The organism is Moheibacter stercoris (genome assembly GCF_040545805.1).
Classification (GTDB): domain Bacteria; phylum Bacteroidota; class Bacteroidia; order Flavobacteriales; family Weeksellaceae; genus Moheibacter; species Moheibacter stercoris.
Map to the genome: position 1 here is coordinate 93,728 of NZ_JBEPMO010000008.1, position 13,552 is coordinate 107,279.

At 35.7% G+C, this 13,552-nt stretch carries 12 protein-coding genes; 8 read left to right on the forward strand and 4 right to left on the reverse strand.

Annotated elements, in window-relative coordinates:
* The first annotated feature begins 27 nt into the window (after positions 1 to 27).
* The 4 genes from aspS to hppD all read left to right on the forward strand — a co-directional run bounded on the left by aspS (position 28) and on the right by hppD (position 5,299).
* Positions 28 to 1,779 (forward strand): aspartate--tRNA ligase, encoded by a 1,752-nt coding sequence (gene aspS / locus ABID46_RS08235; protein WP_354508939.1) that lies wholly within the window; start codon positions 28 to 30, stop codon positions 1,777 to 1,779.
* Between the two features lie 123 nt (positions 1,780 to 1,902).
* A complete protein-coding gene (locus tag ABID46_RS08240) occupies positions 1,903 to 2,862 on the forward strand; it encodes a Fic family protein (protein ID WP_354508941.1) in 960 nt (319 codons plus the stop codon).
* 78 nt (positions 2,863 to 2,940) lie between these two features.
* Positions 2,941 to 3,969 carry a glycosyltransferase family 2 protein gene (locus tag ABID46_RS08245; protein ID WP_354509019.1) on the forward strand — a complete coding sequence of 343 codons (1,029 nt, stop codon included), beginning with the start codon at positions 2,941 to 2,943 and terminating at the stop codon, positions 3,967 to 3,969.
* A 169-nt stretch (positions 3,970 to 4,138) separates the two neighbouring features.
* Positions 4,139 to 5,299, forward strand: coding sequence for a 4-hydroxyphenylpyruvate dioxygenase (gene hppD, locus ABID46_RS08250; RefSeq protein WP_354508943.1), 1,161 nt, complete (start codon positions 4,139 to 4,141; stop codon positions 5,297 to 5,299).
* A 64-nt stretch (positions 5,300 to 5,363) separates the two neighbouring features.
* Here hppD and ABID46_RS08255 read toward each other — a convergent pair whose 3' ends face one another.
* From ABID46_RS08255 to ABID46_RS08270, 4 genes are all read right to left on the reverse strand, one after another.
* Positions 5,364 to 6,503 carry a glutathionylspermidine synthase family protein gene (locus ABID46_RS08255; RefSeq protein WP_354508945.1) on the reverse strand — a complete coding sequence of 380 codons (1,140 nt, stop codon included), beginning with the start codon at positions 6,501 to 6,503 and terminating at the stop codon, positions 5,364 to 5,366.
* 6 nt (positions 6,504 to 6,509) lie between these two features.
* The gene (locus tag ABID46_RS08260) at positions 6,510 to 6,890 is read right to left on the reverse strand and encodes a hypothetical protein (protein WP_354508947.1); all 381 of its coding nucleotides are present in this window, start codon (positions 6,888 to 6,890) and stop codon (positions 6,510 to 6,512) included.
* 7 nt (positions 6,891 to 6,897) lie between these two features.
* Complete coding sequence (locus tag ABID46_RS08265) at positions 6,898 to 7,167, reverse strand: hypothetical protein (protein WP_354508949.1); 270 nt, start codon at positions 7,165 to 7,167, stop codon at positions 6,898 to 6,900.
* A 110-nt stretch (positions 7,168 to 7,277) separates the two neighbouring features.
* The gene (locus tag ABID46_RS08270; protein ID WP_354508951.1) at positions 7,278 to 9,437 is read right to left on the reverse strand and encodes a S46 family peptidase; all 2,160 of its coding nucleotides are present in this window, start codon (positions 9,435 to 9,437) and stop codon (positions 7,278 to 7,280) included.
* A gap of 103 nt (positions 9,438 to 9,540) precedes the next feature.
* Here ABID46_RS08270 and hemW point away from each other — a divergent pair, with 103 nt between their 5' ends.
* The 4 genes from hemW to murI are packed head-to-tail and all read left to right on the forward strand — an operon-like array spanning position 9,541 to position 13,544.
* Positions 9,541 to 10,665 carry a radical SAM family heme chaperone HemW gene (gene hemW / locus ABID46_RS08275; protein ID WP_354508953.1) on the forward strand — a complete coding sequence of 375 codons (1,125 nt, stop codon included), beginning with the start codon at positions 9,541 to 9,543 and terminating at the stop codon, positions 10,663 to 10,665.
* A gap of 29 nt (positions 10,666 to 10,694) precedes the next feature.
* The gene (locus ABID46_RS08280; protein ID WP_354508955.1) at positions 10,695 to 11,492 is read left to right on the forward strand and encodes an alpha/beta hydrolase; all 798 of its coding nucleotides are present in this window, start codon (positions 10,695 to 10,697) and stop codon (positions 11,490 to 11,492) included.
* Positions 11,489 to 12,691, forward strand: a complete 1,203-nt coding sequence (locus ABID46_RS08285; protein ID WP_354508957.1) for an alpha/beta hydrolase — start codon at positions 11,489 to 11,491, stop codon at positions 12,689 to 12,691. Before ABID46_RS08280 ends, ABID46_RS08285 begins: the two co-directional genes overlap by 4 nt.
* A 58-nt stretch (positions 12,692 to 12,749) precedes the next feature.
* Entirely contained in the window at positions 12,750 to 13,544 is a 795-nt protein-coding gene (gene murI / locus ABID46_RS08290; RefSeq protein WP_354508959.1) for a glutamate racemase, read from the forward strand.
* Positions 13,545 to 13,552 lie beyond the last annotated feature (8 nt).

The window sequence follows — 13,552 nt, forward strand, 5'->3', positions numbered from 1 at the left end:
TACCTTTGCACTCTAAAATTTAGAAGAATGTTCAGAACACATACCTGTGGGGAATTAAACCTTAGCAATGTAAATGAAACGGTAACTTTAAGCGGATGGGTTTCGGTCTTACGCGACAAAGGATTTATGATTTGGATTGACTTACGTGATCGTTATGGAATCACGCAATTGATCATTGACGAAGAAAGATCTGAAAAAGCTTTGTTGGACGCTGCACGAACTTTGGGGCGTGAATTTGTCATTCAAGTAACCGGAAAAGTCATTGAACGTGCTTCAAAAAATCCGAATATTCCAACAGGAGAAATTGAAATTTTAGTAGAAAAATTAGAGATTTTAAATGAATCCAAACTTCCTCCATTTACTATTGAAGACAAAACCGATGGTGGTGAAGAATTGCGTATGCAATACCGTTATTTGGACATCAGAAGAAATCCGGTTAAAAATAAATTGATCTTCCGTCACAATGTGGCACAAGAAGTTAGAAAATACTTATCAGACCAAGGTTTCATTGAAGTTGAAACCCCAGTTTTGATCAAATCTACACCTGAAGGTGCACGAGATTTTGTGGTTCCTTCTCGAATGAATCCAGGGCAGTTTTATGCTTTACCACAATCTCCACAAACATTCAAACAATTGATGATGGTCGGTGGATTGGATCGTTATTTCCAAATCGTGAAATGTTTCCGTGATGAGGATTTGCGTGCAGACCGTCAACCAGAATTTACCCAAATCGACTGTGAAATGGCGTTTGTGGAACAAGAAGATATTTTGAACATCTTCGAAGGTTTGACCAAATATTTATTGAAATCGATTCACAATATTGACATCGAAAAATTCCCTCGTATGACCTACGATGAAGCGATGCGCAGATATGGAAATGACAAACCGGACATTCGTTTTGGTATGGAATTCCACGAATTAGACGATTTGGCGAGAGACAAAGGATTTGATGTTTTTGACAAAGAAGAATTAATCGTCGGAATCTGTGCTCCTACATTGAATTCCTATACTAGAAAAGACATTGACCGTTTGTTGGAATGGGTTCAACGTCCGCAAATTGGTGCAAGAGGTTTTGTTTGGGTGCGTGTGAATGAAGATGGAACCTTTAAATCTTCTGCCGATAAATTTTATTCCGAAGAACATTTGGCATCTTGGGCCGAAAGAATGGGTGCGCAAAAAGGTGATTTGATGATCGTAATGGCTGGAAAAGCAAATGACACACGCAAACAATTGAGTGCGTTGCGTATGGAATTGGCTGAACGTTTGGAATTGCGTAAACCCGATGAGTTCGCTCCACTTTGGGTAGTTGACTTCCCATTGTTGGAATGGGACGAAGAGTCTGGTCGTTACCACGCGATGCATCATCCGTTTACTTCTCCAAAACCTGAAGATATTTCCAAATTGAAATCAGCTCCAGGTGAAGTTCGTGCGAATGCCTATGATTTGGTATTAAATGGAAACGAAATCGGTGGTGGATCCATCCGAATTTACGATCGCGAATTGCAATCTCAGATGTTCGAATTGTTAGGATTTACGGCTGAACAAGCACAAGAACAATTTGGTTTCTTAATGAATGCCTTCCAATATGGTGCGCCTCCACACGGTGGAATTGCTTTTGGATTTGACCGTTTGGTATCGATTTTAGATGGTAGCGAAACCATCCGTGATTATATTGCGTTCCCGAAAAACAATTCAGGACGTGATGTGATGATTGATGCGCCGGCTGCAATTGATCAAACCCAATTGGATGAATTGGAAATTAGTTTAGTGAAGAAATAATTCAGACTATAATAGATACAAAGCGGAATTTGATTTCCGCTTTTTTTATAAAATTAGTCTTACTATCGGATAGGATTATTTTTGTAATTATCCGATATTAAAGAAAAAATTGTACCTTTGGGTATGGAATGGTGGAAAAACCCATATGAGTATGAAGGACTTGAAAAAACCTTAGAGCGAATCCAAGAGAAAAAATCTCAATTGGACAAACATCGTCCTATTCCAAATTATGCACTCAAAAGCATCAAAGAAAGTCTTACTCTTGAGTGGACGTACAATTCCAATAGCATTGAAGGAAATACTTTGACACTGCAAGAAACGAAACTGATCCTTGAAGAAGGTTTCACCATCAAGGGAAAATCACTTCGTGAACATTTTGAAGCGGTCAACCATCAAGACGCCATTTCGTACATTGAAGAATTGGTTTCAAAAGACTATGTTTTGACAGAAAAAGACATTCTCAACACACACGAATTAGTCCTCAAAAACATTGAAAAGGATTTCGCAGGTCGGTTTAGAACGTCTGGTGTCAGGATTGCAGGTGCCAATTTTGTTCCACCCAATGCACTAAAAATTTCAGATTATATCACGGAATTAATTCAATGGGTAAACGATTCTGAATTGGATATTGTCATTACTTCTACCCTATTTCATCATCGGTTTGTTTGGATTCACCCCTTCTTTGATGGAAATGGAAGAACAGTCCGTTTGCTTTTTAATTTGTTGTTGATGAAAGAGGGGTATCCGCCTGCCATCATTTTAAAAAACGATCGGAAAAAGTATTACGATGCTTTGAACCAAGCCAACAATGGAGATTACTCGAAATTACTATTGATTGTGATGCAAGCATTGGAAAGGAGTTTGGATATTTATTTGGGTTCACTTAATAATACCTATGACGACTATCAACCTATTTCCCAAATCGTAGAAGAAAGCAAGATTCCCTATGGACAAGAATATTTGAGTTTATTGGCTAGACAAGGAAAAATTGATGCATTCAAAGAAGGTCGAAATTGGTTGACTTCTGAGGAAGCCATTTGGGATTACATCAAAAAACGAGACCGAAACCGAAAATTAAATTAAATTTGTTTCAATTAAAATATTCCTCCTTGATAAAATCATTTGGGAGGTTTATAACTTTATATTTCGAAAGTATTGAATTTGAATTTTTCCATCATCATTGCCGTCTACCAACGCAAAGAAGAATTGACTGAATTATTGAACAGTTTGTCCAATCAAACAGATTCAGATTTTGAGGTTGTGGTTGTCGATGATGGTTCGCCAGAAGCTTTAGAAAATTTGGTAAATGCTTTCCAATCGAAATTAAACATTCAGTATTTCTACAAGGAAAATTCAGGTCCAGCTCAATCTCGAAATTATGGAATGCAACGCGCAAAAGGGAATTATTTCATCTTTTTGGATTCCGATACGATTACGCCAACAACTTACATAGAAACCGTTCGTAAAGAATTGGAATCAAATTATGTGGATGCTTTTGGTGGACCCGATGCGGCAGATGAATCTTTTACAGATTTGCAAAAATCGATTAGTTTTTCGATGACATCTTTTTTGACTACGGGTGGAATTCGTGGTGGCGAAAAGCAAATTGGAAAGTTTCAACCGAGAAGTTTTAATATGGGAATTTCCAGAGAGGCTTTTGAAGCAACAGGTGGATTTGGAGATTTGCGAATTGGTGAAGATCCCGATTTGAGTATGACTTTGTGGGAAAAAGGATTTGAAACAAGATTATTTCCTTCGGCAAAAGTATATCATAAACGAAGAACTTCTCTTTCTAAATTCGCGAAGCAAGTCAGAGAATTTGGAATTGCTCGTCCGATTTTAAATCAACGCCATCCGAAATACACCAAACCTACTTTTTGGTTTCCTACCCTATTTTCAATCGGATTGATTTTGAGTATTATGGGTTATTTGGTTTCATTTCTTATGGAAGAAAAATTCCGATTTTTATTGGGAATGCCGTTTTTGGCGTATGTATTTTACTTTCAATTGTTAATCATCATTGCTGCTATGCAATTTGATAGTTTGAAAGTCGGATTTTTATCGGCACTTACAACTTTGGTTCAATTTTTCAATTATGGATGGGGATTTTTAGTTTCTTGGATTTCCTTGAATGTATTTGGACAAAAAGCTGAAAAGCGGTTTCCTCGCCATTTTTCCTCGCCGAAATAGTTTTTTAACATTGAAATCTTTTGTACATTTGGGAGATATGTACAGTCGAGTTTTACTTTCCGTTTTGCATAGAGCGATGTGGTCGCTGCGATGAATGAATAGTCCCAAGGATTATTCGAATTCAGTTTATTTCATACAATTTATTCATTCATTCAAAAAAAATTAAAAAATGTCAGAAGATTTAAAAAGCGTAGAATACGGTTTAGAAAAAATATTTGAAGGAGCACAAGACTTCTTGCCTTTATTGGGAACAGATTATGTAGAATTTTACGTGGGTAACGCAAAACAATCTGCACACTATTATAAAACAGCATTTGGATTTCAGTCTGAGGCTTATGCAGGCTTGGAAACAGGTTTGAGAGATAGAGCTTCGTATGTTTTGAAACAAGATAAAATTCGTTTGGTTTTAACAACTGCGTTGAACTCTGATTCGCCAATTGGTGAACACGTAAAAAAACACGGAGATGGAGTGAAAATCATCGCTTTGTGGGTTGAAGATGCACGTAAATCATACGAAGAAACAACCAAACGTGGAGCGGTTTCCTTTATGGAACCAAAAGTAACATCTGATGAAAATGGTGAAGTTGTACAAGCTGGTATTTTCGGATACGGTGAAACGGTTTTTATGTTCACAGAACGTAAAAATTACAACGGAATCTTTATGCCAGGTTATGTAAAATGGGAATCTGATTACAATCCTGCACCCGTTGGTTTGAAATTCATTGACCATATGGTTGGTAATGTTGGATGGAACCAAATGAACGTTTGGGTGAAATGGTTTGAAGACATTATGGGATTCGTCAACTTCTTATCGTTTGATGATAAACAAATTACAACTGAATATTCGGCTTTGATGTCAAAAGTAATGGCAAATGGAAACGGAAGAATTAAATTCCCAATCAATGAGCCTGCAGAAGGAATCAAACGTTCTCAAATTGAAGAATATTTGGATTTCTACGAAAGTCCAGGAGTGCAGCATTTGGCTTTGGCTACGGACGACATCATCAAAACCGTTGCAGAAATGAAAGCAAGAGGTGTAGAATTCTTATCAACTCCGCCACAAGCCTATTACGATGCGATTCCAGATCGTTTGAAAGATCATATGCATAAATTCAAAGAAGACATCAATGAATTGCAAAAATTAGGAATTATGATCGATGCAGACGAAGAAGGTTATTTGTTACAAATCTTCACCAAACCAGTGGAGGACCGTCCTACTCTATTCTACGAAGTAATCCAACGTATGGGTGCTCGTGGATTTGGAGCTGGAAACTTTAAAGCTTTGTTTGAATCCATCGAAAGAGAACAAGAAAAACGCGGAACTTTATAATTCCAAGTTATTCAAAATACAAAAGCCTCGAAATTCGAGGCTTTTTTTATGTTGTATATTTTAATTACTCAATTATATGCGGCACAAAACGACTTTTGTTGGTGGTTACGATTTCATCGCTTTCGCGAAAGGTAACACCACAAGGTTCTTGACCAATAATCCAACTTCCGATGATTCCATAACCTGAAAATTCTTTCGGAATCTTGATGAACTTTTGATAGACAAATCCTTCTTCGCCGTATTCACCAAAGGTTTCGTGTTTCAAAATTCCCTCTTCCACAACCGAAACATTGGCTCCTTCTCTTGATAGAAAAGGCTTTTTCACATAAGAAGTCATCTCTTTGGGTTCGTGTAAATAGGTTTCCAAAAGCAAAGGATGGTTCGGATACAATTCCCACAAAACGGCTAAAATCGCTTTGTTGGACAAAATCATTTTCCAAGCAGGTTCAATCCAATTGGCTCTCAATTCGTCGTTTTTGATGTTGTAGGCAAACAATTCATTGACCATCCATTCCCAAGGATACAATTTGAAAATATCGGTAATGTCTTCACCTTCCAAATCCTCAAAACTTACATTGTTCCATCCGATTTCGTCGATGTAAACCAATTTCGTATTGATTCCAGCTTGGATCGCTGTGTCGCGTAAATATTCCAAATTCGTCAAATCTTCCAAAGATTCTTTCACACAAGTGAAATGCAAAGTTTGGCCTTTCAAATGCGGTTTCAATTCGCGCCAAGTTTCAATTAATTTATCGTGAACGGAATTGAATTGATCTTTGGAATCGCCAAAATAGTTTTCCATCCAAAGCCATTGCACCACGCCACATTCAAACAAAGAGGTCGGCGTATCCGCATTAAATTCCAATAATTTCAATTGGTTTCTTTCGTCCAAAGCAAAATCAAAACGTCCATACAAACTCGGAACATCATTTTCCCAAGTTTCAATCAAATAAGGTTGAATGAAAGACGGAATTTTAAATTCGTCCAAACGGTTGTTGGCAATCACGTGTTCAACAGCATTCAAACACATTTCCCACAATTCCTCTGTAGCATTGTGAATTTGGTCGGCTTCCTTTTCGGAAATGGAATAATAATAATCTTCCACCCAATAGGTTTTGCCGTTTTCATCAGTATGGTATCCAAAACCGATGTTTTCTAATCGCTCTTTCCAATTAGAATCTTTTTGAAGGTATTTTACGCGCATAGGACTTTAGGAAGAAACCGTTTTATTATTAGCTGAACTTCCGAATCCACCACGAATCGCTTGACTTTTCATCGCATTGGATTTCGCGGTATTGGTTCCCACGTTGGATTGTTGGTGCAAACCTTGACTTGCATAACCCATTCCACCTGTCAAACTTCTAAACGCCATAAACCACAATAAAGTACTCATTCCGCCCATTCCATTGCTGTTATTTTGAGCATAATTTTCGGTTACATCGGTATAAGGTGCAGTAGAATCGGCACGCATATAGACTTTTTGATCGTTATGGGTTACTGCAGGTTGACCGGTTTGGCCACAAGAACTCAAAACCGATGAAACCAAAACCAAAGTTACCAATTGACTTGCTCTTCTAGTATTCTTCTTCATTTTTCTCTTATTGAATGGTTACGTAAATAGGAGCTTTGATGGTGTCGTTCCAAGATTTCACCGTTTTCAAGGTGTCAATCTTTTCTGCAATTAATTCATTGTTGGACCAAATTTTTTGTTTGGTTATATGCAATATGGTATCACCTTTTTCCGCTGAAGTTAAAACTACTTCGCGAGCAGATGATTTATCTAATTGTTCTAACGTTTGTTCGGGTTGAGTATTGGTTTGGCAAGAAAACAAACTCATGAAACAACCCAAATAAAATAAATTCTTCATATTTCAATTCAAGTGGTGCAAAAGTAAGAATTTAATGGTTGGGGAATAAAAAAATCCCACTTTCAATTGAGAGTGGGATTTTTTTATGGTATGAATTAAAATTCTAAGAATTACTTCACAATCGTTAATTCGTCAATAATATTTTTAGCTCCTGCATATTTGTCTATAATAAACAAAATATAACGAGCATCTACCGAAATAGTTCTTTGCAAAGCTGGATCGAAAATAACATCACCTGCCATAGCTTCGATGTTTCCATCAAATGCCAAACCGATTAATTCTCCATTTCCGTTCAATACAGGTGAACCAGAATTACCTCCTGTAATATCGTGATCTGTCAAGAAATTCACCCACAATTCACCGTTTTTGTCAGCATATTGTCCGTAATCTTTTTTCTTGTACAATTCGATTAATTTATCTGGATTGTCAAATTCTGGATCTCCTTCTTTGTGTTTCGCAATCGTCCCTTTCAAGGTTGTATAGTAATTGTATTTAGCATCGTTTACTTTTCCTTTTCCTAAAGGCAAATCAATTACTTTTCCATACGTCAAACGCAAGGTTGAGTTCGCATCTGGATATTCAATTGGACTTAAACCTGATTCTCTTAATCCTTCAACTAACAAACGGAATGCTTTGCTATACGAATCTTTTAAGGCTTTGTCTTCCGGAGATTCCGCTCTGTATCGATCCATTAAATCAGATGATAATTTGTACAATTCATCTGTTTCAATCATATCAGCAGACGGATTATTCAAATACCCAATCAAACGGTCTTTGTTGGTAAATACACTTGAATTGAAGGCTTTGTTGATATATTTTTTGAAATCACCTTTGTTTTCATCTCCAATAATTTTCAAATAAGGCGCTAAACCACCTTTTGCAGCTTGGGTATAGTATAAATTCAATTGAGCAGCCAAAACATCTTCTTCCAATCCCATATGAGATTTTTGGAAAGTAGCATTGATCATTTCCTCAATTCCAGGACGCATTTCAGCACGTTTCGCTTCATTTTCATTGGCATATTGAACCAAAGTTTTCCCCAAATTAGCTGGCAATCCTGCAAATGTACTAGAACGCAATGCAGTCATCAAATAATTGTTATGACGTGCAGATTCGTTTGTTTTTGCGTAATAATTGTTGATGATTTCAACAATGTCTCCGTATTTTGCTTTGCGTGAAGGATCTTGAGCCCATTTTGTGAAATCAGCTTCAGTTTTGGTTTTAGAAGCAACTGTTTTGTGTTGTTTCAAAGCTTCAATCATACCTGCACGGTTTTTCCAATAATTCGCCAAACCTGCATATTTAGAAGCATAATCCAAACGTACTTTTTGGTCAGCATCCATGTATTTTTTCAATACATCCATTCCCAATTTTGAACCTTCAACCCAAGCTGGATAAGCAAATTCTACATTTTGCTCAACTCCTTGCGCTGGCATCCAACGATTGGTTCTACCTGGATATCCCAAAATCATGGAGAAATCACCTGCTTCATATCCTTTGATGCTGATTGGCAAGTGGTGTTTTGGTTTCATTGGAACATTCTCTGGCGAATAATCAGCAGGATTCCCGTTTTTGTCTGTGTACACACGGAACAAAGCAAAATCACCGGTGTGACGAGGCCATTCCCAGTTGTCTGTATCACCTCCAAAACGTCCAATCATATCGGGAGGAGTTCCTACTAAACGAACGTCTTGAAAATCTTGGTACACGAAATAGTAATATTCATTTCCTTCAAAGAATGAACGAACGGAAACCACATACTTCCCTCCTTCACTGTTTTCTTGTTCAATTTTCGCAATTTCTTTGTTGATCGCTGCCATACGCTCATCTTCGGTCATTTTATCGTTTACCTGACCTAAAATACGTTTGGAAACATCATTCATACGAACGAAAAAACGAACTTTTAAACTTTTCGGTTTCAATTCTTTGGAATAATCAGACGCCCAAAACCCATTGGTCAAATGATCATTTTCTGGTGTAGACAATTCCGCAATTTGTCCAAATCCACAGTGATGATTGGTCAAAACCAAACCTGTTGAGGAGATAATTTCGGCAGTACATCCACCACCAAATTGAACAATTGCATCTTTTAAACTGCTGTTGTTAATGCTATAAATTTCCTCTGCAGTCAATTTTAAACCCATTTTCTGCATGTCATCGATTTTCTTATCGATGAACATCAAAAACCACATTCCCTCGTTTGCTTTTGCTTGTTGAAGCGGCGCAAAAAGGAAAGTTACCGTCGCAATTAATACGATTAGTTTCTTCATCTTTATTTTAATTTTTCTTACTAATAATTCTGATTCTTTATTGAATCACTACAAACTTAAGTTTTTTTTCATCAAATCAGGCGAAACTATCTACATTTGTGCCATGGCGGGTATCTACATACACATCCCATTTTGCAAACAAAAGTGCAGTTATTGTAATTTTCATTTCTCTACGAATTTGTCGAAGAAATCAGATTTAGTTTCTGCAATATCCAATGAATTGAAATTGCGAAAAGAGGAAATTACAGAACCCATTGAAACCATTTATTTTGGAGGTGGAACTCCATCCCTCTTAGAATTAGATGAACTAAATGAAATTTTTGATTCTATATACCGTAATTACCTAGTAATTGACAATCCAGAAGTAACCTTGGAATCCAATCCAGACGATTTGAACTTCGTTAAAATTGCTCAATTCAAAACCACACCCATCAATCGGTTTAGCATAGGGATTCAATCTTTCTTCGATGAGGATTTACGCTTGATGAATCGTGCGCATGATGCAAATGAAGCCTTAAATTCCATCAAAATGGTTCAAGATGCAGGATTTGAAAACATCACCATCGATCTGATTTATGGTGGTCAAACCACATCAGATGAAATCTGGAAAAAGAATTTAGAAATTGCATTGGATTTACAGGTTCCGCATATTTCTTCCTATGCTCTAACGGTTGAACCCAAAACGATTTTGGCGCATCAAATCGAACAAAATTTACTAGAAGATGTGGATGAAGCCAAACAGGAACGTCAATTTAAAACTTTAGTTGAAACCTTAAAATCCAATAATTTTATTCATTACGAAATATCCAACTTTGGAAAAGAAGGCTTTTTCTCGCAACACAATAGCAATTATTGGAAAGGAAAACCTTATTTGGGTGTTGGCCCTTCGGCACATTCTTATGATGGGAAAAATAGAAGTTGGAATTTAGCCAATAATTCTTTGTATTTGAAGAATTTACACGAAAATAAATTGGCAAATGAAGTTGAAGTTTTAAGTGAGAATGATCGATTCAATGAATTGGTAATGATTCGATTACGAACGATTTACGGATTGGATGAATTGGAAATCAAAGCAAATTTTCCGAAGGAATTTTATACAGATTTTTTAGAAGAATTGAAACCACATTTAGAAAATGAAACGGTGGAATATTCCAATGGAATTTATCGAATTACGGACAAAGGAAAATTTTTAGCAGACGGAATTGCCTCGAGTTTGTTTCGGATTTAAATTGTAATTTAGAATTCAAATCGAGTGTCATGAAAAAAATCCCTCTTTATATTTCAATGGGTATAGTTGGAATCTTTTTAACACTTGCGCTTTTGCTTTATTACAACCAAGAAAAAATCATTTTCTTTCCGACGAAAACTCCTTCTGATTTCAACTACAATTTTAATTCCGATTTTGAAGAGATATATTTGACAACACCTGATTCCAAAAAGCTTCATGCATTATATTTTAAAGTGGACACTCCCAAAGGAGTCGTTTATTATTTACATGGAAATTCAGGAAATTTAGAAGGTTGGGGCGATGTAGCTCAAGTATATTTAGATTTGAATTACAATGTATTTATTCTCGATTATAGAGGCTTTGGGAAATCGGAAGGGCAAATTGAAAATGAAGAACAATTCTTTCAAGATGCGCAATTGGGGTATGATTTTTTGAAGAATAATTTTGCAGAAAATCAGATTGTAGTAGTTGGATATTCCATTGGAACAGCGCCGGCATCCTTTATAGCTTACAAAAATTCTCCTCAGCAATTGATTTTAAATTCGCCATTTTATAATTTAAAAACCGTTGCCAAAACGCATTATCCTTTTATTCCAAGATTTTTACTGAAATATTCTTTCGATAACCAATATTACGTTTCTCAAACCAATGTTCCAATTTCGATTTACCACGGCAATCAAGACAAGGTTTTATTTTATGAAGATCATTCAAAAATCAAGGATAAATTAAAACCAACTGACCGCTATATAACCTTAGAAAATCAAGGTCATCAAGCTATGAACGAAAACTCAGTTTATAGAGAGGATTTAAAAACTTTGTTACCGTGAAAAATAAGCTTTTCATTTCTTCATTATTTATCGCTGGACTGTATTTGGGACTTTGCGTCTATTATTATGTCAATCAAGAAAGAATGATATTCGCGCCCATTCCGCTAGAGAAAGAATATACATTTCAATTAGAGAATTCTTTTGAAGAAGTTTTCCTCGAAACGCCAGACGGAATCCAACTTCACGGATTATTTTTTCAACAAGAAAATCCCAAAGGAGTTATTTATTATTTACACGGAAAATCGGGGAATATGAAAACTTGGGCACCAATTGCTAATCATTATTTGGATTGGGGCTATGATGTTTTTATGCTGGATTATCGCGGATTTGGAATGTCGGAAGGGAAAATCCATTCGGAAGAACAGTTTTATTCAGATGTTCAACTGGGCTATAATTTTTTAAAAAATAAATATGCTGAAAATAAAATTTCTGTTGTCGGATTTTCTTTAGGTTCTGGAGCAGCAACCTTTTTGGCAAAAGAAAATAATCCCCAAGAACTGATTCTTTTAGCACCTTATTTTCAAGTTGATGAAAAATTCAAACAAGACAAATTTTATTTGCCAAAATTTCTATGCAAATACGAATTTCCAATTGATGAAATGATTCAACATGTCGAAGTTCCCATCAAGATTTTTTACGGAGAAGAAGATGTAATTTCCCATAAAGAGGAAATTCTTCATCTTCAAAAATTTTTAAAACCAAACGACCTATTAATTGGATTGAAGAATCAAGGACATAATGGAATGGAGAAAAATGAAGATTTTATTAAAAATTTAAATTTAGATAATTTGAAAACAGTTTTCAATAAATATTCAACTCATATTTACTTTGGCCCTCTGGCAGAATTAGATTTTTCTAAAAATAAATTTAAATCAGATTCAAATTTTGTGAATTTCATAAATAACGAAACACTTAAAAGTCCCATTAATTTCGCAGGAGAATATACTCTTATTGAAAAAAGTTGTGGAGTTGATTGTAGCCATATATTTATAATTAATCGTGTTACTGGAAAAGTGTTTGATTCAATTTCTATCAATGATGAATCTTGTGGATTTTTATACCAACCAACAAGTTATTTATTAATTAGAAATTCAAATTATCTGTTAAATGGGAATTTAAAATATTATAATGAAATCAATTGTTTGCCCATTTATTATTTGTGGAATGGAAAAGATTTTGAAATTGTCGAAATAGACTAAAAAATAATTAATTTGAAAACCTATTTCTACTTAAAACAAATTAAAATACCTTTGCCAAATGAATGACAACAGACCGATTGGGGTGTTCGATTCGGGCGTGGGAGGATTAACCGTCGCGAAAGAAATTAAGCGATTATTGCCCCATGAGAACATCATCTATTTTGGAGATACCAAGCATTTGCCGTACGGTGAAAAATCAAAAGAGGCCATCACAAAATTCACCACAGAAATTACTGATTTTTTGGTCAAACAAGATTGTAAGGCTATTGTGGTTGCTTGTAATTCTGCAACTTCCAATTCAATCGATGAAATCAAACAAGCCGCCAATGGTACGTTGGTGATCGACGTGATTTCGCCTGTTGCCAAAAAAGTTGCCTACGAACTTCATCAAAAAATTGGTGTGATTGCGACAAAAGCAACCGTAAATTCCAACGCTTACAAAAAATTCATCAGAAAATACAATCGACACATACAGGTTATACAACTTGCTACACCCCTTTTGGTTCCAATTATCGAAGAAGGTTTTCGCAATACTCCTGTTTCCAAACACGCATTAGAATCATATTTATCCAATAAAAAATTGGAAGATATTGATACTTTAATTTTGGGTTGTACTCATTATCCATTGATTGAAAAAGAAGTTCAGTCTATTTTTCAAGGAAGAGTAAAAGTGGTGAATTCCGCTTTGATTGTCGTAAATGAATTGATTCATGAATTGGAAAAATCCAATCTTCTCGGAAATACTAAAAATCCAACTTATCATTTCTATTTGTCTGATTACACGGAAAATTTTGCCAAAACGGCTAAACTTTTCTTCGGAAAATCAATCTTATTGGAAGAAAAACAATTATAATCCTTTCG

Coding starts and splice junctions, on each gene's coding strand:
- hemW (WP_354508953.1), top strand. CDS start 9,541: ATGGCGGGTATCTACATACACATCCCATTTTGCAAACAAAAGTGCAGT.
- ABID46_RS08260 (WP_354508947.1), bottom strand. CDS start 6,890: ATGAAGAAGAATACTAGAAGAGCAAGTCAATTGGTAACTTTGGTTTTG.
- aspS (WP_354508939.1), top strand. CDS start 28: ATGTTCAGAACACATACCTGTGGGGAATTAAACCTTAGCAATGTAAAT.
- ABID46_RS08270 (WP_354508951.1), bottom strand. CDS start 9,437: ATGAAGAAACTAATCGTATTAATTGCGACGGTAACTTTCCTTTTTGCG.
- ABID46_RS08240 (WP_354508941.1), top strand. CDS start 1,903: ATGGAATGGTGGAAAAACCCATATGAGTATGAAGGACTTGAAAAAACC.
- hppD (WP_354508943.1), top strand. CDS start 4,139: ATGTCAGAAGATTTAAAAAGCGTAGAATACGGTTTAGAAAAAATATTT.
- ABID46_RS08280 (WP_354508955.1), top strand. CDS start 10,695: ATGAAAAAAATCCCTCTTTATATTTCAATGGGTATAGTTGGAATCTTT.
- ABID46_RS08265 (WP_354508949.1), bottom strand. CDS start 7,167: ATGAAGAATTTATTTTATTTGGGTTGTTTCATGAGTTTGTTTTCTTGC.
- murI (WP_354508959.1), top strand. CDS start 12,750: ATGAATGACAACAGACCGATTGGGGTGTTCGATTCGGGCGTGGGAGGA.
- ABID46_RS08255 (WP_354508945.1), bottom strand. CDS start 6,503: ATGCGCGTAAAATACCTTCAAAAAGATTCTAATTGGAAAGAGCGATTA.